Origin of the sequence: Planococcus daihaiensis, from assembly GCF_049262615.1 — a bacterium.
Taxonomy (GTDB): Bacteria; Bacillota; Bacilli; order Bacillales_A; family Planococcaceae; genus Planococcus.
The window spans coordinates 1492206-1510137 of sequence record NZ_CP175504.1; the positions used below are offsets into that span (position 1 = coordinate 1492206).

General features: G+C 46.3%; 23 protein-coding genes. 6 read left to right on the forward strand and 17 right to left on the reverse strand.

The features are described from left to right. Positions 1-256 precede the first annotated feature (256 nt). Together DHX103_RS07110 and DHX103_RS07115 are read left to right on the forward strand one after the other, a co-directional pair. Positions 257-916 carry a hypothetical protein gene (locus DHX103_RS07110; protein ID WP_422124576.1) on the forward strand — a complete coding sequence of 220 codons (660 nt, stop codon included), beginning with the start codon at positions 257-259 and terminating at the stop codon, positions 914-916. An 18-nt stretch (positions 917-934) separates the two neighbouring features. Further along, positions 935-1495 (forward strand): TlpA family protein disulfide reductase, encoded by a 561-nt coding sequence (locus tag DHX103_RS07115; RefSeq protein ID WP_422124577.1) that lies wholly within the window; start codon positions 935-937, stop codon positions 1493-1495. Between the two features lie 990 nt (positions 1496-2485). Here DHX103_RS07115 and DHX103_RS07120 read toward each other — a convergent pair. The 3 genes from DHX103_RS07120 to DHX103_RS07130 all read right to left on the reverse strand — a co-directional run bounded on the left by DHX103_RS07120 (position 2486) and on the right by DHX103_RS07130 (position 3927). Continuing rightward, complete coding sequence (locus tag DHX103_RS07120) at positions 2486-3019, reverse strand: GNAT family N-acetyltransferase (RefSeq protein ID WP_422124578.1); 534 nt, start codon at positions 3017-3019, stop codon at positions 2486-2488. 88 nt (positions 3020-3107) lie between these two features. Beyond that, positions 3108-3347: a hypothetical protein gene (locus DHX103_RS07125; protein ID WP_422124579.1), complete on the reverse strand. Its 240-nt coding sequence runs from the start codon at positions 3345-3347 to the stop codon at positions 3108-3110. Positions 3348-3399: 52 nt separating this feature from the next. Beyond that, positions 3400-3927: a DinB family protein gene (locus tag DHX103_RS07130; RefSeq protein ID WP_422124580.1), complete on the reverse strand. Its 528-nt coding sequence runs from the start codon at positions 3925-3927 to the stop codon at positions 3400-3402. 277 nt (positions 3928-4204) lie between these two features. Between DHX103_RS07130 and DHX103_RS07135 the strand changes: the two genes are divergently transcribed. The 4 genes from DHX103_RS07135 (at position 4205) to DHX103_RS07150 (ending at position 7305) form a co-directional block, all read left to right on the forward strand. Beyond that, complete coding sequence (locus DHX103_RS07135) at positions 4205-4516, forward strand: hypothetical protein (protein ID WP_422124581.1); 312 nt, start codon at positions 4205-4207, stop codon at positions 4514-4516. A 117-nt stretch (positions 4517-4633) separates the two neighbouring features. Further along, a complete protein-coding gene (locus DHX103_RS07140) occupies positions 4634-5152 on the forward strand; it encodes a sigma-70 family RNA polymerase sigma factor (RefSeq protein WP_422124582.1) in 519 nt (172 codons plus the stop codon). After that, on the forward strand, positions 5145-6476 hold the full coding sequence (locus DHX103_RS07145) for a DUF4179 domain-containing protein (RefSeq protein WP_422124583.1): 1332 nt from the start codon (positions 5145-5147) through the stop codon (positions 6474-6476). Before DHX103_RS07140 ends, DHX103_RS07145 begins: the two co-directional genes overlap by 8 nt. 97 nt (positions 6477-6573) lie before the next feature. Further along, positions 6574-7305 (forward strand): SDR family oxidoreductase, encoded by a 732-nt coding sequence (locus DHX103_RS07150; RefSeq protein WP_422124737.1) that lies wholly within the window; start codon positions 6574-6576, stop codon positions 7303-7305. Between the two features lie 292 nt (positions 7306-7597). Here DHX103_RS07150 and DHX103_RS07155 read toward each other — a convergent pair whose 3' ends face one another. The 14 genes from DHX103_RS07155 to DHX103_RS07220 all read right to left on the reverse strand — a co-directional run bounded on the left by DHX103_RS07155 (position 7598) and on the right by DHX103_RS07220 (position 17834). Continuing rightward, the gene (locus DHX103_RS07155; protein WP_422124584.1) at positions 7598-8023 is read right to left on the reverse strand and encodes a DUF4064 domain-containing protein; all 426 of its coding nucleotides are present in this window, start codon (positions 8021-8023) and stop codon (positions 7598-7600) included. Between the two features lie 38 nt (positions 8024-8061). Then, positions 8062-9018 (reverse strand): ABC transporter permease, encoded by a 957-nt coding sequence (locus tag DHX103_RS07160; RefSeq protein WP_422124585.1) that lies wholly within the window; start codon positions 9016-9018, stop codon positions 8062-8064. Further along, positions 9011-9931, reverse strand: a complete 921-nt coding sequence (locus DHX103_RS07165) for an ABC transporter ATP-binding protein (protein ID WP_422124586.1) — start codon at positions 9929-9931, stop codon at positions 9011-9013. Before DHX103_RS07165 ends, DHX103_RS07160 begins: the two co-directional genes overlap by 8 nt. A 226-nt stretch (positions 9932-10157) precedes the next feature. Then, a complete protein-coding gene (locus DHX103_RS07170) occupies positions 10158-10916 on the reverse strand; it encodes a metallophosphoesterase family protein (RefSeq protein WP_422124587.1) in 759 nt (252 codons plus the stop codon). A 33-nt stretch (positions 10917-10949) separates the two neighbouring features. Continuing rightward, positions 10950-11597 carry a class I SAM-dependent methyltransferase gene (locus DHX103_RS07175; RefSeq protein ID WP_422124588.1) on the reverse strand — a complete coding sequence of 216 codons (648 nt, stop codon included), beginning with the start codon at positions 11595-11597 and terminating at the stop codon, positions 10950-10952. 120 nt (positions 11598-11717) lie between these two features. After that, positions 11718-12161 (reverse strand): NUDIX hydrolase, encoded by a 444-nt coding sequence (locus DHX103_RS07180; RefSeq protein ID WP_422124589.1) that lies wholly within the window; start codon positions 12159-12161, stop codon positions 11718-11720. A gap of 52 nt (positions 12162-12213) precedes the next feature. Further along, positions 12214-13062, reverse strand: coding sequence for a hypothetical protein (locus DHX103_RS07185; protein ID WP_422124590.1), 849 nt, complete (start codon positions 13060-13062; stop codon positions 12214-12216). A 1-nt stretch (position 13063) separates the two neighbouring features. Beyond that, positions 13064-13642 carry a GNAT family N-acetyltransferase gene (locus DHX103_RS07190; protein WP_422124591.1) on the reverse strand — a complete coding sequence of 193 codons (579 nt, stop codon included), beginning with the start codon at positions 13640-13642 and terminating at the stop codon, positions 13064-13066. Beyond that, positions 13639-14157, reverse strand: coding sequence for a GNAT family N-acetyltransferase (locus DHX103_RS07195; protein ID WP_422124592.1), 519 nt, complete (start codon positions 14155-14157; stop codon positions 13639-13641). Before DHX103_RS07195 ends, DHX103_RS07190 begins: the two co-directional genes overlap by 4 nt. A 12-nt stretch (positions 14158-14169) precedes the next feature. Next, positions 14170-14745 carry a nucleotidyltransferase family protein gene (locus DHX103_RS07200; protein ID WP_422124593.1) on the reverse strand — a complete coding sequence of 192 codons (576 nt, stop codon included), beginning with the start codon at positions 14743-14745 and terminating at the stop codon, positions 14170-14172. An 11-nt stretch (positions 14746-14756) separates the two neighbouring features. After that, positions 14757-15296, reverse strand: coding sequence for a GNAT family N-acetyltransferase (locus DHX103_RS07205; RefSeq protein WP_422124594.1), 540 nt, complete (start codon positions 15294-15296; stop codon positions 14757-14759). A gap of 99 nt (positions 15297-15395) precedes the next feature. Continuing rightward, the gene (locus DHX103_RS07210; protein ID WP_422124595.1) at positions 15396-15836 is read right to left on the reverse strand and encodes a DUF4181 domain-containing protein; all 441 of its coding nucleotides are present in this window, start codon (positions 15834-15836) and stop codon (positions 15396-15398) included. After that, entirely contained in the window at positions 15829-16128 is a 300-nt protein-coding gene (locus DHX103_RS07215; protein WP_422124596.1) for a hypothetical protein, read from the reverse strand. Before DHX103_RS07215 ends, DHX103_RS07210 begins: the two co-directional genes overlap by 8 nt. 50 nt (positions 16129-16178) lie before the next feature. Beyond that, on the reverse strand, positions 16179-17834 hold the full coding sequence (locus DHX103_RS07220; RefSeq protein WP_422124597.1) for an FAD-binding dehydrogenase: 1656 nt from the start codon (positions 17832-17834) through the stop codon (positions 16179-16181). Positions 17835-17932: the final 98 nt, after the last annotated feature.

Below are 17932 nucleotides of genomic sequence, written 5' to 3' on the forward strand. Positions count from 1 at the left end.
TTCCTCCGTCCCTGTCATTGATTGATCAAGGCAGAATGTATTTTTTGCCGTGCATTTGTAATGCCGGTGCAGTTCCGTAGGGATACTGCCCTCACCCCCACTATAGCAGAAGCCGTAATAGTCTGACAATATTTCCCGCTCACTTGTATTGGTACTTATTCCAGACAGGAAGACATAGTTTTAAAGCAGGAAGCATTATTTTTTCACGGATACCCTGTATAGTATATGCTAGATAGAATTTTCCCGGAGGTTTCCTATGGCAATCATCAGCAAATTAACCATCATTTCCATTATTTCAATCAGCTTTGTACTCGCTTTTGCGGCTTTTTACTTCATGAGTCCGCTGGCCAAAAAGCAGCGGAAGGAGCAAATTGGTGAAATCATCTCACAGCTCATCAACTTCGTGCTGTTCTTGTGGCTGGCGAAAATCCTGCTGAACCTGCCGTTATTTGTCCAGGATCCGCTGGCCGTTCTCGCTTACCCGAGCAATTCGGAAGCTTTTTACCTGGCGACCCTGTTTACTGGCGGACTGCTATTTTATAAAACGCGACAAAAAAAGATAGCCGGTGGATTACTGGCCCATTCATTTTTGCAGGTGTTTTTGACTGCCTCATTCTTTTATGAATTTATCCAGCTTGCGTGGCGCGACAATCCGTTTTCGTTACACTATCTCGCAGTCTTCGGCGTTTTATTGGCATTGTTCCATTCTTTGCAGGGCCGAGTCAGCCCGCAGAACCAAATCAGCATCGTGCTTGGCGCTGGCGCTGCCGGATTTTTTGCCATCAGTTTCATGCTCCCGTATCTTACCCTGTTCGGTTATATCATGGAACCGTGGTTTCTTGCTTTGCTGCTTGCCGCATGTTTCGGTTTACTCATCAAAGACCCGCAAGGCGAACCACACACCAAATCAAATTAATTTTCTGGAGGCATTTCAATGAAAAAGGCATTATTCTTCACCATTATCGGCGCCATGCTGGCATGGGCCATTTATGATTTCACATTTGCGGGCAACAATTCAGGTGATCAGCAACAAGATGCCACAACGTCAGCCGTCTCCGAAGAAGCAACTGACACCGGGCTTGCGGTGGGCAAAACCGCGCCAGATTTCACGCTTCAGACACTGAAAGGTGAAGAGGCATCGCTGTCGGATTTCCGCGGCAAGCCGGTCTTCGTCAATTTCTGGGCAACGTGGTGTCCGCCCTGCCGCGCTGAAATGCCCGATATGGAGAAGCTTTACGGCAATATGGATATCGAAGTGCTGGCCGTCAATTTGACGGATACTGAAAAGAGCGAAGAAGGCGTAGCGTCATTTGTAGAAGAAACCGGTTTGACTTTCCCCATTCTGATGGACCCAGAAGGCGAACTTTCTTCTGCCTATAACGTGAAGGCTTACCCTACGTCGTACCTGATTGATGCAGATGGAAAGATCAGCTTTATCGCATATGGCGCCATGAATTATAACCAAATGGTGCAGGAATTTGAGAAAATGAAATAGATTTTGATGGATAACGGGATATTTCCCGGGAAATAATTGCGACATGACGCTGACAATACCACACTAAAGCCGAAGCCATTCACTTGTAAACCGTTCGGTTCAGTAATACAAAACACAAATTAAAGCATCAATTAGACCGTTAATTCGCATCTGAATTAGCGGCCTTTTCTTTGTCGTCATATCAAGCTTTCCACATAAATAGCACCGCCGATCCGCGAAACAGGTTTTTGGAACCCTTGCGAATTGGGGTGCTAATTCTTAATTTTATAGTAAATGGTCTGTATCCGTGAATCGCACAGTTCAAGTTAAAAGTGAACCAAAAATTAATACCAAAATAATAATTACAATATTAATTAAAGTAATAGCAAAAGCAATTATAGAAACAATATTTCGCTTAATTTTGTTTAGAATAAACAGTATTGAATAAATCAAAGTTATAGCTGCTCCAAATAAAATGAGATATATCAGTAAACCAGCTACTGCTTCTGATGTTGCATTAGCAATAGGATCGATGGATATCATCAATAAAGAAACTACTAGACTTATAATAAGATAAATCGAATTATTTGCCTTGTTAATCTTAATTCCTCCTTAAATTCAAGCTTATAATTTCATTATCTGTATTATACATTTTTTCCAAATAAAGACCAAATTACTTTTAATGAATAAAATACACCCCGAAGTGAAAATCCGAAATTAAAAGGATTTCTCAGAAAACGAGGTGCATATTATTATACATTTTCGGATCTGTTTTTAAAGTTTTGCGATAGGAAACGGAAGTCGTTATAGTCAGCAGCCTTACTTTTTAGGTGATGGTGAAATAAAACCTTATGAACGAAAAAAAGCACACGGATTCGCGTGTAACAGGCTGTTAACCCCCTGCGAATTGATGTGTGATTTTGATTGTTGTTTGCATTTTTGTACCAGTCAACCGAACGGGTTACTTTCACCCGGCTTCGGCTTTTCTTCTCCATATCGCAAGATAATCCCTTATTTAGCTATTTTCCGCCACTCATCTTCCAGTATGCCCATTTCCCATTGACTCCAATACTCGTCGTCAAATTTTTGATGGTCGCGCATAAACCCTTCTTTTTGAAATCCAGTCCTTTCATAACAGGCGATTGCGGGTTTATTGAAATCAAAGACACCCAATGTTACACGGTGAAGCTGAAGTTCATCAAATGCGATTGCCAGCGTCTGCTGCATCATCTCTTTGCAAATTCCTTTCCCTTTCGCATCGGGATCGCCGATCAATACGCGGCCAATTCGCGCAGAACGATTGTTCATGTCGATACGGGTAAGGGAAATATGGCCAATCAATGCTTCCGTTTCGGCATCGACCACACTGTAAATATAAGATGCGGAATTTTTACCGTTTGCGCCTTTCAGGTATTCTTCCAATTGAAACTCGTTTAACGGGAAGATGAAACTCGAGCCTCCCCATTGGAGCATAAATTCAGGTGTCTCCACCCAGTCAATCAATTGCTTAAAGTCGGCCTGGTCGAAATAACGCAACTTAATCATCGATGGGCACTTCCTCTTCAGTTTATTCCGCTTATCACTGCTTCTATACCCTATGCGTCACACATTTAAAATTGGTTCTTAAAACTCATTATTCTTTTAGTTGGGTGCCGTTTTCTTTTCTGTTTCTTTCCTCCAGATATTCATCGAGGACTGATTTTTTTGGTTCCTTCGCTGCCATGAGCTTATGCATCTCACTCACCAAAATCAGTCCCCTGACCAGGATGCCGAGTATAATCCCAAATGCCAATAACCCGCCGAAAAACGGGCCGAAAAACAGTAATAAATATCCCAGTATCGTACATGCTATAATTGTACCCAATAATTTCACTGCAAATACTCCCCTTTTTATGTCTGCGAACAATGCCGAAACGTCATTGTTTCTATTCTCTCTGTTTCTTCTTTAGTCCCCGTTTCAGCATCCGAATTTGGCCACGGTGGCTGATTTCATCTTCGAGCACATGGAACCAAAGATAATAATTATTGTAGACGACACCGTTTGGCCAGGTGTTTTCTTCAAACAGCCAGGTTTCATCCTTCGACTTCAACTGTTTCAGTGTTTCCCTACGGACTTCTGCCAATTCTTCCAGATAATATTCCAGCGGCTGCCCTTTGATATCTCGCCGTCCTTCTTCTCCGAGATCAATCGCAGAAGCCCATTTCGCCATTTCTTCTTCAGAGAAATCCCGCTTTTCGAAGGAAATCACCTGATGAACCCTTTCAATCGAAGCAATGTGCATCAACAAAGCGCCAATCGAATTGCCGTCACGTGTCTGCAAATGATCCAGATCCTGTTCATCCAGTCCACCGATTTCCCACAAGGTGACTGCACGTGCATGTTCAAGCATCGAAACCAGTTCACCAATTTTATCGGCATAGCCTTTTTGCGCTTTAATGACGTAATCGATCATTCCATCCATCTCCTTTGGTTGTGGAGCTGCAAGTTGCTCCTCTCGTCATTGGTTCTGCCGTGAGATTCATGTTTTGCACCTTCTCTTGTATATTGATAGCTGCTCAGGTAAATTTTACCGCCCACAAACTCTATTTACAATGAAATTTCGGAATATTTGGACTTAAATATATTTACGTGTCCCTATTTTCTGGCAAATGAGGTAAAATGAATTTATTATAAAATTACTCATAACGATTCCAATTGCAAATTCTAAAATGATTTTAGGAGGAATGCGGGTGGATGTGGATACGGTTCTGAACTTGTACATTTTCTTTCTGGCCGCTGCAGCTGTCCTGTGCATGGTGATTGCCTGGTTTGTCACCAAAATTTCCGAGAACCTTTTTATCGGCTTTGTCAGTATTTTCATCGCCAGCCTACTCTGTCTGATGCTGATTTTCGGTTGGTTCCAGTCCATGACCGTTGAAGCAGCAGACGGCAATGTTCACTGGCTATTCAGTTACGGCCTTGTGCTTCTCCTTTATCCCGGTTATCTTTTCATGAATTGGTTCATTCTAAAAAGAGCCCGGAACGTCCGGGCAGAAGACTAGCGTTGCCCCGGTTCTGGAACCGGGATTTTTTTATGGCAATAAAAAAATTTATTTCCCATGAACTTTTTCGGCGTTGCTGTGTCTAATGTGTAACAAGAGAGAAATGAGGTGTTGGCGGTGGACGAAATTGATGTCGCCCGAAAAGCGATTGGAGGCGACGAGGAAGCATTTGTCGCGTTGATGCAAATACATAAAGAAGCTTTGCTGCGAACGGCTTTGGCTTTTCTGAAAAATGAGCATGAGGCGCTCGAAGCGTTGCAGGAAACGACGTACCGCGCATTCAAGAAAATCCATACATTGAAAGAACCAGCCTACGCAAAAACCTGGCTGATTCGCATCATGATCAATTATTGCCAGGATCAATTAAAGAAAGACGGACGTTACGTAAGGGATGGGAAAGCCGCTGACTCTGCGGTTTGCGACGATTCCACCCAGCTGGAATTGCAGGAAGCGTTAAGTACGTTGTCTGCTGATGAGCAACAATTGATCTATATGAAGTATTTTCAGGACGTCAAAATCAAAGAAATTGCTGCAATCGAAAAGATTCCGGAAGGCACCGTGAAATCGCGGCTGCATAAAACGTTGCGGACGCTGCGCAGCCATTTTGAAGGCAAAGGAGAGATGGACAATGTATGAAAATGAGGAACAGAAATTGAATGATTTCAAAGATCGCCTCCAGCAGGTCCCTCTCCCTTTGGAAGCAGGGGATGGTGCGATCATGCAGGGAATGGAACGAGCCAAACGCGAAAAGATGCAATCGCGGGCTAAGCGGAAACGGACGCTTTGGAGTTTGGCTGCTGCAGCGTTGCTCATTTTAACGTTAGCCACGACGATTCGTGTGTCCCCCGCTTTTGCCAATGCGGTAGCTTCGATTCCGGGTATGGAGAAATTTGTGGAGCTGATTCAAAATGATAAGGGTTTGAATGCTGCTTTCGAAAATGAATATTATCAGCCGATTGGCGAATCGCAAACGATTGGCAGTGCGACGCTGACGATAGATGGGGTCATATTGGATGAGTCGGGGATGAATATTTTTTACACGATTGAGTCGGCTGTGGAGATGGAGGATATTGTTATCCACACACCAGCTTTGAAGAATCAGCAGGAAATTCCTCTTGGCGCTGTTTCATATAATCATCCGGTGACCCAGGAAGATTCGCCAAAAATCTATACGGATATATTGGGATTCAACTTTCAGGAACCATTGAAATTTGATAGTCTTGATTTCACACTTGATTTGGAAGTTACCCTGGATGGTGAAGATTTTGATTTCTCTATTCCATTCACAGTACCTGAGAATGTGGCACCGAGTGTTACTTTTGCAGTAAATGAAGAAGTCATAGTGGAGGGGCAAAAGTTTACCGTTGAAGAAATGATTGTTCACCCGTTGCGTGTAGGGGTCAAACTATCATTCCATCCGGACAACACAAAAAAGATTTTACAATTTGAGGATATGCGCCTTGAAGATGAAAACGGGGAAATATGGGGTTCGATTTTAAATGGCCTCTCCGCCTCTGGGGATATCAATGAAGGTGAAATGACTTTTTACCTTCAAAGCAATTATTTCGAAGCGCCGGAAGAACTTTATCTGCGCATTAATAAGATGCAGGCAGTGGATTTTGACGATTCTTATTTCCTGGTCGATACCGATAAGGATCTATTGCTCCATAGTCCGAAAGACAACCGATTGGAGCTGATCCAATCCAAACGTACCGGATTTGAAGTAACATTAAAAATTGATTCAGAGGATGGATTCCCTTACGGACTCGACAGGAAAATTTCTGATGCTAATGGTGAACAAATGGGTATGCAGCATTCCGGATTGTCTACACCACATGATGGTGTGCAGTCAATTAACATCGGATTTGATGATAACGGCTACGCCAACCCAGTGAGAGTTGACCTGTTCGCCTATCCGAATTACATCAACGGCGACGTCAAAATTGAATTGAAAAAGTGATAAGCGTACACTAACAGGCAGGGACCTCGTGAAGGCTCCTTGCCTGTTTTATTTTCATAAAAGGCAATTTAGCATACAGAAATGGAGTGAGTCGATGATGGGCAAAACAGCAATCATCACCGGTGCCAGCAGCGGCATCGGACAAGCAGCAGCAAAAGAATTGGCGACGCGCGGATTTTCCGTGATGTTGGCGGCGCGGCGTGAAGACCGCCTCGTTGAATTGAAAAAAGAAATCGAAGATGCCGGCGGACGCGCGGCGTATAAAGTGACCGATGTCACATCAGCCGCTGAAATGAAAGCATTGGCGGAAGCAGCAATCGAGCAGTTCGGCCAAATCGATGTCATGCTCAATAACGCGGGCTTGATGCCGTTGTCGTTCCTGAACAAATTGAAGATCGACGAATGGGACCAGATGGTCGACGTCAACATCAAAGGCGTCCTGTACGGCATCGCGGCCGTGCTTCCGCATATGGAAGAGCGTGGCGAAGGTCATATAATCAATATTTCTTCCGTTGCCGGCCATGATATTACACCGGGCAGCGCGGTTTACAGCGGTACGAAATTCGCGGTGCGCGCTATTACGGAAGGCCTGCGCCAGGAACTCGATCCAGCGATGAACATCCGCGCGACAATCGTGTCACCGGGTGCGGTTGCGACGGAACTTGCGGAAACGATTACTGACGAAGATATTCTTTCCGGATTTGCGAGCGGCCCTTCGATGGAGTTTCTGCAGGCTGAAGACATCGCCCGCGCCATCGGTTATGCAGTGGAGCAGCCCTCGCATGTTGATGTGAATGAAATCTTGATCCGCCCGAGACAGCAGAAATAATGTATGCGGAACCCCCTGGAAATTAAATTTTCCAGGGGGCTTTTTTGTGGAACGCGCATAAGCGATGGCTAATCGCGCGTATTAATTTTTAATCGCGCGTATTTTTCTCTGTCCGCGCATATTTTTTTCTAATCGCTCATAAAAATTTTTAATCGCACGTAACCTCATTTAATCGCACGCATTTCATTTTAATCGCACGCAAGTCCCCCACCACAACATCTCCCCCTCTCACTAAACCCCAAACCAAAAAAGGAGGCTTTTCGCTGAGCGAAAAGCCTCCTAATTTCATTAATTACATTTCAAGTGTAGTTTTTGGTTTGCGCACGAGGCACATGATGCCGGCAATCAGGTAGAATAGACCGGCTAGGATTCCACCGCCCGCTGTAGCGATTGAGACGATTACCGCAACCGCGATAAAGATGATACCAGCGATGACCGGCTTTTTATTTCCTTTCAGTAAGACCATTGCAACAATGCCCAAAACAATTGCAGCTATGGATGAAATTAATAGCACCCAACCGCCTGATCCAACTAAATCGAGCATCGTTTCAAATTCTTCCGTTGAAAACTCAGTGGATGGATCGCCCGTTCCGGTCATTGCTTCTTCCAAAAAGTCTCTATTGTCCTGCATCCAGATCACGAAGCCGCCAAGTGCTGCTAAAAGAGCGAATCCTAACGCTCCGATAATTCCCAATACGATTTCTGCTGTACGTTTCATTTCTTATTCCTCCTAATTGCTTTTATTCAAAATTAAACTTAATTCCCTGCAACGTCCCGTTTCGTAAAGGCTGCCCAGGCTGCGCCAATGAAAATCACGAAGTAAACCACCAGCACCACGATCGAGAAAGTCAGCGACATCCCCGGAATCATCGGTTCCATGCCATTCGTGTATTGGTTCAGGTTTGTGTTGGCGAACAGAATGTATTTTGACCATTCGTATTGCGCCAGGAAAGCCACAATCGCGTTGCCGGCCATCATCAGGAAGATCGCCAGGCCGATTGCCATTCCGCTGCTTCTGAAAATAGCGGAAATCATGAAGGCAAAAGTCGCCATCATCACAAGTGTCACAAGACTGAAGCCATAAGATTTTGCAATTTCACCCAGTACATCGTTTTGCACATAACCAGGCATCATCTCCTGAACCACCACCGGATTCAAACCGTTCAGCCCGAACAGGATGGCGCCGACAATCCACGAGGAAAGCAGCAGGAACACGAGTAACGAAAAGGCGAAAATGAGGACTGACAGGTATTTGGACAAGAGGATCTTCGTCCGCGATATCGGCCGGATCAGCAATAATTTGATCGTGCCCCATTTAAACTCATTTGAGATAATGCCGGCCGCCACAATGATGGTAAACAAGCTGATGATTGACGTCAGGAAGCTGTTTTCGAGCACATATTCCCAGCCGTCATAAGGTGTCGGCTTGATATTGTTTTCCAAATGATAATTGTTTTCTTCAATAATCATTTCATTCATGAAGCCGCCAAATTCTTCGTCTTGCATTTCGGCAGTCAGCTGTGTATTTTCTTCCTGCAATTCAGTCTGCCAGTTATCACCGTATTCCTTGAATTCGGATTCTGCACTCGTGAATTTTGTGATAAGACCGCCGCCAATCGCAATGACCAGCAAGACTGCGAACATCACCCATGTGCCTTTTTTGGCATATAATTTTATCTGTTCATTCCAGATTAAGTTCAGTAAGTTACTCAATGGTATTCTCTCCAATCAGGTCAAAGAATTTATCTTCCAGCGTCGCCTGCAGGACGCGTACACCGTAAATGCTGATGCCCAGCTCCATCAGATTTTTCAGGATTTGTGGAATCTCTTCCCGTTTGACCGACATGGAAAGTTCCTTGCTGCCGACTCCGACTTTATTTTCCAGATGGCTGTCGAGGTAAACTTGAGCCGTTTCCATCGGCTCCACTTCGATATAGACCTCTTTCAGCGCTTCTTCGTTTTCAACACTTCTTACATCTTCGATGGCAATCAATTCACCGTTCTTGATGACGCCGATCCGGTCGCACATCAATTCGATCTCCGTCAATAAATGGCTCGAGACGATGACCGCAACATTTTCCTGTTCCGCAAGATTGCGTATGTATTTCCGAATTTCTCGGATTCCAGAAGGGTCCAGCCCGTTCGTCGGTTCATCCAATATGAGGATCGACGGCCGGTGAAGAAGAGCCTGTGCGATGCCGAGGCGTTGGCGCATGCCAAGTGAATAGCGGCCCGCTTTTTCGTGTATCGCCTTCCCCAGTCCGACAAGTGATACCACTTCTTTGATACGTTCTTCCGTTACGCCGTCGACCATCCGCGCGTATTGCTTCAGGTTTTTCCAGCCGCTCAGGAAGGGATACATTTCCGGATTTTCAACGATGGCACCCACGTGCTGGATGGCGCCTTTGAAATCCGTCTTGATGCTTTTGCCTTCAATCAGCACATCACCTTCTGTAATGTCGATCAACCCGACCATCATCCGGATCGTCGTCGTCTTTCCTGCTCCGTTCGGCCCGAGAAATCCGAACACTTCGCCCGCTCTGATATCAAAATCCAATCCTTTAATAATCGGTTTACTGCCAATCGTCTTTTTTAAATTCACTAATTGCATTGCCGGTTTTGACATGTCGTGCACCTCCGTATTTTACTTTCCACTCCTCTTTTTACGAATTAATAGGAAGAAAGTTCCCAAAAATGGTAATTTGATTAAAAATTTATTGATTAAAGGGAAATTAAGGGTATTTTTTTATAGATAGGCTACCGAAAAAATGCACAAAAAAACACATCCCGAGGTATTGGAGATGTGTACTGCTGAAAGCAAGATTAAGATTCCACTGATAAACCTTTCACTGTCAGCTCTTAAGAGCACTGCTCGATTGGCCGCCGTGGAAAATGCGCAGGATGAAATCACGCTCCGGCACTTGCAGCGCTTCATATGCTTCAAGAAATGCTTTATTGTCGTAAGCTGCCTGTTTAATCTCTATATTGAATCCATCATTCATCGACTGGATGACGGCATATGGCGCTTCGGATTTGTGGTTGCAGCCAAGAGCCCCGGGGTTCAGGTAAATCGTCCGGTCGTTGCGGAAGAAATGCTGCGGATGGTGGTGGCCGAAGCAAATCAGGCTTTCATCGTGGCCCTTGAACATCTTTTCCGCATTGCCGAGGTCCGGTTCCACGATCTGCGAAAACGGATCATCGCTGATCGGTGCATTCACTTTCCGATTTTCCATATGGTAATGTGTGAAAAGAACACGATGCCCATTGAATTCTTTACGAATCACACGCGGCAAATTTTCGAGTTTCCCGATAAAACCGGAATCCAAATTGTCCGCAATCCATTGGTGATGAGCGAGCACATGCAGATGGCTTCGTGGATATTCCCGGCCGGCAGCGAGCGCCAGCACGGCTTCATCGTGGTTGCCGGTAATCATCGAAACGTCATCGCGGCCGAACAGCAGCCCGAGCACCTGATTCGTTTCATGGCCGATGGCAATCATGTCGCCCAGACAATAGATATGGCTGATATCCCCGGCAGCATCGATCTCAGCGAGCACCGCTTTCAGCGCCTGTGCATTGCCATGGATATCCGTTATCACAGCAAACTTCATGGCTGGACTCCTCCGTTTTGTATTAATGTTGTTCTATGACGAAAGGTGAGTGTTTGATTTCGATAAAATAATGACGCCGCCGCAATGCGAAACCGGATGGAATTCACTGACGCAAATATCCCCGATTGCTTTCTCAAATTCATCGTAGGCGAAATAGAATTCATCCTCATCCCAGTATTTAAAATTGTCCATACGGCATTGCGCCAGGTCCGCGCGCGTCCGGAACGCTATGTCGCCGATGAAAATCTTGCCACCCGGCTCCAACCGCTCCAGCAAAGTTTTGATAAACACCGTTTTCTCCGCATCCGTCAGATGGTGCAGCGCATAAGTGCTGATAATCGTATCGTAACTGCTGTTGCCCGCTGTTTCCGGCAAGCCGTTCGTCACATCCCATTGCATCAGCCGCGCTTCCGGCATTTTTTCCTGTGCGATGGCAATCATTTCTTCTGAAAAATCAATGCCGTCGATGCGGTGGCCGCGTTCATACAGTTTAGCCGCCAAAACGCCCGTGCCAAATCCGATATCCAGAACAGCAGAGCCCTCTTTTTGCATCGCTTCATTGAAGATCAAATTCAAAATTTCCTTGTATCCCGCAAACGGATACTCGTTATTTTCTTCGCTCAACTGAACGGTGCGGTCGTAATCGTTTGCCCATAAATCGAACCCTTGCTTACTTAACATGCAGTTTCCTCCAATATCTTCTGTTACCTAAATTTTAACATATCCTAATCGATGCAGTTATCTGGAGCGCTCATATCAATAAAAGCTTTTTCCCTTCATTGCGCAGCTTTGACTAGTGGCTTACCGCTCCAAATAAGCATCGATAAAATTCCTGTATGACTTCGTTAGACCTGTTGGCAGTTCGTCAAAAGCATAAAAGCCAAGGTCCTGCGACTCGTCGGGATTGGGTTTCATGTCACCGCTGTAATCCTTGGTGGCATATACAGCCGTTACCGAATAAAACTCGTCGCCATTCGGCACTTTCATGTAATACTCCGGGCCTGAAAAAACGCCGACCAGCTGCAGATTCGCGACGATTAATCCAGTTTCTTCTTCCACTTCCCGCGCCGCTGTTCCCTCCAGGCTTTCGGCCAGCTCCATCAATCCGCCTGGCAAACCCCAGCCGCCATCCGTCCGGTGCTGCAGCAACACCTCATTCTGTTTATTGATAATCAGCACTACTGAGCCCGGCAGAATCAGCGGACGTGTGCCTACGATTTTTCTCAAGTCTCTTACATAGTCCATTTTTGCCACCTCCTGAATTTCACAGGTGACAGTCACCCGCGCAATTAAACTCTTATCTCTCTTCAAGGAGCCATTGTTCAACGGACGCCTGAAAATCTTCTTCTCCCCAGTCCAGAACAGCGTTCAGTTCACCCAATATTTCAATTTTGCTTTGGAACAAATTATTTCCCAAGAAATATCCCAGCCTTTCGAAACCAAAACGTGTGCCTCCATTGATTGAAAACCATTCCCTGAATATTTCAGTGGAATCCAATTTTCGGTAATCCTCTGCAAAAGCCCGTTTTATTTCCGCGGCATTATGCTCAGCAAAGCTGAGCCATTCTTCCTCTTCTCCATTAAACGAATAATACATCGCAGCATCCATTCCGATTGCGGTTTTTCTTGAGAAATGAATTGCCACACCTTCCTGGTAAAGCCAGTTCAGCGGGCTGGTCCATTGGACCTTCGTCCAGTCAATGCCTGCCCCGTTTGACAGGATGTGGTGTGCCGCATGGCCGAATTCATGGGCAACGATGACTCGCAGATGGTCCGGTTCGGGCGACAGCTTCTCGAGGGCGAAGCTGATATTCGGAATAATTTCCCGATATGTATAGGCATTGGACCCGAATCCGCCGACCAGCAAATTGACATCCACCGGGAACGCAATGCCGTAAAGCCGTTCATAAGCGGTGGCGATTTCTTCAATAATTGCCGGCAGCCGCCATCTTGCCGCTTCAATGTGCTCCATCGTTTCCGGATATTTTTTGATCGACCGCTGATGCCGCTCTTCCGTGTCTTTGCAATGATAAGCAAAATACTCACCGAAAATTTCCGGATACTTTTTATAATATGTTCTTAGAAATTCAATCGTCCCGTCATAGTTATTCAGAAAATATCCGGCTGTATCGACGACTTTCATCATGTTATCGCTCCGTCCTGTAATTTCTGACTGATTCCTTCATCGCCTTCCACTCCGGTTCCAGCAGCGAAAAGATCAGCGCGTCATGCGATTTGCCCCGCTGGTATAAATAACCGCGAAGCTTCCCTTCTTCTTTGAACCCAAGGCCTTTTAACATGCCGCCCGATACGTCATTTGCCGGATAGGTCACGGCACCCATGCGATAAATCCCTAATTCTTCGAAGGAATAACGGAGCACTTCCAGCACCGCTTCTTTTGCCAATCCCTTGCGCCAGTATGCCGGATGCAGCTCATAGCCAATTTCCGTCTTTTTGGCTTCCAAGTTCAAATTATTCAGCCCCACTGTGCCAATAAATTCACCGGTCTCTTTTACTTCAAGACCCCATCGATAGCTGCGCTGCGTTTCAAAGCCAAACTGAAAAGCCTCCACCATTTTTTCCGCAATCAGCCGATCTTCAAGACTGTCCATTCCGTAATATTTTGTCACTTCATCTTTCGATAAGATTTCAAACAGCGCATCAATGTGCTCCGGACCAATCTGAATCAACCGAAGCCTCTCTGTTTCCAAAACGGGGAATTTCATAGCCATTCCTCCCGGTGAATTGCATAAACCCATGCAACCCTTCCTGATAGCAGACTTTTTTTGTCCAATATCATTCCGCAATTTCCAGCAACTTTCTGCGACCCTTCATTATCCGGATGAATCAGCGACACAAGACGCTCTTTTCCGAGTTTGCCGAAAGCATAGTCGCGGAGTGTCTTTGCTGCTTCTGTCGCGTAACCGTGAGACCAATATTCTTTGGCAATCCAATAGCCGATTTCCCATTCCGCTGCTCCGTCCACTTCCTGCGGGACGAGACCGGCATGCCCAATGGGTTGCCCGTCGCTCTTTCTTATCAGCAATAAAAGGCCGGTATCAGAATTTCTCTTATAGCCTTCATACACCCAATACAGAAACCGCAGCGCCCCGTCCCTGTCACGCGTTTCTCCGCTGCCGATATACTTCATCATTTCCGAATCCGCGGTCAGCGCTTGTAAAAATGGAAAATCCTGATCCTGGTAGCGGCGAAATGTTAATCTTTCCGACTCGATTTTCATGCCTTACCCCTTTTACAGCTCGTCATTTTTGTTAAACACTTGCAGCTTTGGCCATTTTTGCGTCCAGTCTTTCGAAACGAGGCGCTGTCTATAAGTTTTCATCAATTGTTCATCACTTTCAAAAGCAGGCGTCGGGCGTACTTTCATTGCCAATATATCTTCTAACCCATGCGGCGCCGTCAATTCCAACTTTCCTCGAGCACCTAATCTTACCCCTAGTGCAGTCGCTGTTTCAGGAAACCGGGAGATGGCGTCGACTGATGACGAATACGGCTTAATATTATTAATCTCATGCATTCTCGCCTGATTTTTGACCGACCAAGGCAGTTCTGGTATCTTCAAACGTAATTGATGTTCATATTCTTTTTCCATCGCTTCATCTAAATTATCTTTATCATAATAAATGACGTCAATATCACCCAATTGGGTTCTTTCAGCGTAATCATGCAGCGAATCCCAGACTTTCGAGCGCACAAAACCGGCGCAAATCCACCAATCCGGCAATTTCAGTGTCTCCACAGTTCGGATTACATCCAGCATCCACTCGTCCTTAGCAATTGCCATCAAAACGTCGTTTTTGCTCCTCATACAACTACTCCCTAATCATCTTCCGGATTTATAATCGCCATCACGACATGATCCTGCCATTTGCCGTTAATCTGCACATTCTTTCTGGCAATGCCTTCCCGTTCGAATCCCGCCTTCTCAAGCGCACGAATTGACGGCGTGTTATGCGGCATGACGCCGGCCTCGATTCGGTGCAGCCCCAATTCCTTGAACGCATAATCCACCATCAGCCCGATGGCTTCAGTAGCGTAGCCTTTGCCATTATAGTTTTTGTCGACCGCATAGCCGATTATCGCGCTCTGCAGCGGACCGCGTAAAATGCGGAAAAGATTGATGGTTCCCACCAGTTTATCGGTGCCGTTTTCAAAAATGCCGAAATTATACTCCCTGCCTGCTTCCCGATTTTCTGCGCTTTGTATAATCACTTCTTTTTGCATCAATAAAGTATAGAAATCCTCACTGTTGATGACCGAGAATTCCTCGAAGAATGTTTTATTCTCCAGCTCCAATCGCAGCTTTTCCTCTGCATCTTTCATCATTAAAAAATGCAGTTGGACCTTCTCACCCCGCATAAACTCACTTCCTTTCCACAATCGAATCAGACAAAATATTATCATATGCACAAAAAGATGTTTCACGTGAAACATTTTCAGCTTTTATTGTCTTCGTTTCTAAAACAACGGTATATCCGGGTACAGGAAGCTTCCCAAACTGAGGACCAGCACGACCGCTATGGTAAAATCCAGTAATGTGAAAAGATATTGGTTAGGATTTTCCGCATATTTCTTCTCCATATACGCGCGGTATAAAGTGATTAACAGTCCGGCAGCCAATGTGGCATACAACGGATATAAACCTCTAAAACCGCTATTTATCGTTACCACCGCCACCAAAACCGCAGCGATGATCCCTAAACGAAATTCCACCTTTTCATGCCGGTCATTCACAAAACCCGGGCTTAAAAAACTCCGTTTCTCCACATTCAACAGCTTCCGCAATAACAGATTGACCAGAAAAAGAATGATTGCGGCTACCACAAGGAATAAAATCAATTTCCAGCTGAAATCCGACGGCAGCCACGACAAGGGGTTGTTTGGATGATTGTCATACATGAACATCTTCCTCCTCGAGGTCCCGCTTGGACCTGAGCAATAAAGTATACGAAAGCAGGACGGCAATCAACAGGCCGCTTCCTGCAAAAATCCCGCCCAAAACCAGGAATTGGTTGATGCCGGCTTCAAAAACCATATTGTATTGATCGGTGTCCATGCTTCCAAATTGCCGGTTAATCTCGGCCGACGCAAGGGCCTGTCCTCTGGAAACACTATTGAAAATCAACAGTAATCCGATAATCACTGAGATTGCTGAGATTGCATACGAAAACCTAAGATAATCTTTGTTCATCCAACCACCCCTTCCATCAGTTTTTAATGAGTAAGAAACAAATCCAATTTTCAGTTGCTGAATTCCGCCGCTGCGCGCCCCGCCACTCTGCCGGAAAACAGGCAGCCACCAAGAAATGTGCCTTCGAGCGAACGGTAACCGTGCACACCGCCGCCGCCAAACCCGGCGACTTCGCCCGCTGCATACAGACCCGGAATTGGCGCACCAGCGTCGTTGAGTACGCGTGCGCTTAAATCCGTCTGCAAGCCGCCAAGAGTTTTGCGGCTGACAATGTTCAGGCGTACTGCGATGAGCGGACCATTTTTAGGGTCCATTATTTTATGAGGCGAGGCGACGCGGATCAGTCGGTCCCCTCTGTAATTCCGGGCACCTCGCAATGCCGTCACCTGCAGGTCTTTCGTGAATTTATTGTCCAATTGGCGGTCGCGCGCGATGATTTGCTGCGTGATTTCTTTCACATCCAGCAAATTCTCACCCGTCAAATTGTTCATGCCGGCCACCAAATCTTCCAAATTCTCCTCGACAATAAAATCTTCGCCTTTGTCCATGAAAGCCTGGACCGGTGCCGTCGCGCCTTTTTTGATACGCGACAGCACCTGCGGAATGCTTTTGCCCGTCAAATCCGGATTCTGTTCAGAGCCGGACAAGGCAAATTCCTTCTCGATAATTTTCTGCGTCAAGATGAACCACGAATAGCTGTAACCCGTTTTCTGGATAGTCTCCAAAGTGCCCAGTGTGTCGAATCCCGGAAAATTCGGTGCAGGGAAACGCTTGCCCGTAGCATCGAACCACAGTGATGAAGGCCCAGGCAAAATGCGGATGCCGTGACTCTTCCACACCGGATTCCAGTTTTTGATGCCTTCGGTATAATGCCACATGCGGTCGCGGTTGACGAGGCGGCCGCCTGCCTGTTGCGTGATGGCAAGCATTCGCCCGTCGACATGTTCCGGCACACCGGACAGCATTTCTTTCGGCGCTTCGCCAAGGCGTTCCGGCCAGTTTTTGCGAATCAAATCGTGATTGCCACCGATGCCACCGCTTGTAACAACGACAGCTTTTGCGTTATATGTAAAATTACCAATTTTATTGCGTGAACTCACTTCGCCTCTTGCTGCGTCGCTCGGTTCCAGAATTGAGCCATGGATTCCGGTGACAGCGTCACCTTCGGTCAGCAAACCGTCCACCTGATGGCGCGGAAGATATTCGACGAGGCCATTTTTCATGTGCTCGCGAATGCGGCGTTCGAACGGCTCTACAATTCCTGGACCCGTCCCCCAAACAATATGGAAGCGGGGCACCGAGTTGCCGTGCCCTTCAGCGAGATAACCGCCGCGCTCCGCCCAGCCGACCACCGGAAAAAATTTTACACCCATGCCGGCGAGCCATTTACGCTTCTCGCCTGCTGCGAAATCGACGTAAGCCTGCGCCCATTTCAGTCCCCAATAATCTTCGTTATCGGTTCGGTCAAAACCTGCCGCCCCTAACCAATCCTGCCATGCGAGCTCTTTGGAATCTTTAATCCCCATGCGACGCTGTTCCGGCGTGTCGACCAAAAACAATCCACCGAACGACCACCACGCCTGTCCGCCGAAAGACGCTTCAGGTTCCTGGTCCACCAATAACACTTTCCTGCCAGCATCCGCTAACTCGGCCGTTGCCGTCAATCCAGCCAACCCCGCGCCCACTACGATCACATCGAACCCCATCCACGCTTCCCCCTTGATGATGCTTTTTCTGTTTTAATCGTATCATTTCAAGATGGTAAATTATAGCTAATTGTTTTTGTTTTCTGACAATGAAGTCT

What these genes read in the sequence shown, in the direction of transcription:
- DHX103_RS07155 (WP_422124584.1), bottom strand. Translation starts at nt 8,023, where the DNA reads ATGAAACGTACAGCAGAAATCGTATTGGGAATTATCGGAGCGTTAGGA.
- DHX103_RS07120 (WP_422124578.1), bottom strand. Translation starts at nt 3,019, where the DNA reads ATGATTAAGTTGCGTTATTTCGACCAGGCCGACTTTAAGCAATTGATT.
- DHX103_RS07215 (WP_422124596.1), bottom strand. Translation starts at nt 16,128, where the DNA reads ATGAACAAAGATTATCTTAGGTTTTCGTATGCAATCTCAGCAATCTCA.
- DHX103_RS07195 (WP_422124592.1), bottom strand. Translation starts at nt 14,157, where the DNA reads ATGAAAATCGAGTCGGAAAGATTAACATTTCGCCGCTACCAGGATCAG.
- DHX103_RS07170 (WP_422124587.1), bottom strand. Translation starts at nt 10,916, where the DNA reads ATGAAGTTTGCTGTGATAACGGATATCCATGGCAATGCACAGGCGCTG.
- DHX103_RS07200 (WP_422124593.1), bottom strand. Translation starts at nt 14,745, where the DNA reads ATGAGGAGCAAAAACGACGTTTTGATGGCAATTGCTAAGGACGAGTGG.
- DHX103_RS07130 (WP_422124580.1), bottom strand. Translation starts at nt 3,927, where the DNA reads ATGATCGATTACGTCATTAAAGCGCAAAAAGGCTATGCCGATAAAATT.
- DHX103_RS07220 (WP_422124597.1), bottom strand. Translation starts at nt 17,834, where the DNA reads ATGGGGTTCGATGTGATCGTAGTGGGCGCGGGGTTGGCTGGATTGACG.
- DHX103_RS07190 (WP_422124591.1), bottom strand. Translation starts at nt 13,642, where the DNA reads ATGAAATTCCCCGTTTTGGAAACAGAGAGGCTTCGGTTGATTCAGATT.
- DHX103_RS07210 (WP_422124595.1), bottom strand. Translation starts at nt 15,836, where the DNA reads ATGTATGACAATCATCCAAACAACCCCTTGTCGTGGCTGCCGTCGGAT.
- DHX103_RS07110 (WP_422124576.1), top strand. Translation starts at nt 257, where the DNA reads ATGGCAATCATCAGCAAATTAACCATCATTTCCATTATTTCAATCAGC.
- DHX103_RS07115 (WP_422124577.1), top strand. Translation starts at nt 935, where the DNA reads ATGAAAAAGGCATTATTCTTCACCATTATCGGCGCCATGCTGGCATGG.
- DHX103_RS07150 (WP_422124737.1), top strand. Translation starts at nt 6,574, where the DNA reads ATGGGCAAAACAGCAATCATCACCGGTGCCAGCAGCGGCATCGGACAA.
- DHX103_RS07185 (WP_422124590.1), bottom strand. Translation starts at nt 13,062, where the DNA reads ATGATGAAAGTCGTCGATACAGCCGGATATTTTCTGAATAACTATGAC.
- DHX103_RS07180 (WP_422124589.1), bottom strand. Translation starts at nt 12,161, where the DNA reads ATGGACTATGTAAGAGACTTGAGAAAAATCGTAGGCACACGTCCGCTG.
- DHX103_RS07205 (WP_422124594.1), bottom strand. Translation starts at nt 15,296, where the DNA reads ATGCGGGGTGAGAAGGTCCAACTGCATTTTTTAATGATGAAAGATGCA.
- DHX103_RS07175 (WP_422124588.1), bottom strand. Translation starts at nt 11,597, where the DNA reads ATGTTAAGTAAGCAAGGGTTCGATTTATGGGCAAACGATTACGACCGC.
- DHX103_RS07165 (WP_422124586.1), bottom strand. Translation starts at nt 9,931, where the DNA reads ATGTCAAAACCGGCAATGCAATTAGTGAATTTAAAAAAGACGATTGGC.
- DHX103_RS07145 (WP_422124583.1), top strand. Translation starts at nt 5,145, where the DNA reads ATGTATGAAAATGAGGAACAGAAATTGAATGATTTCAAAGATCGCCTC.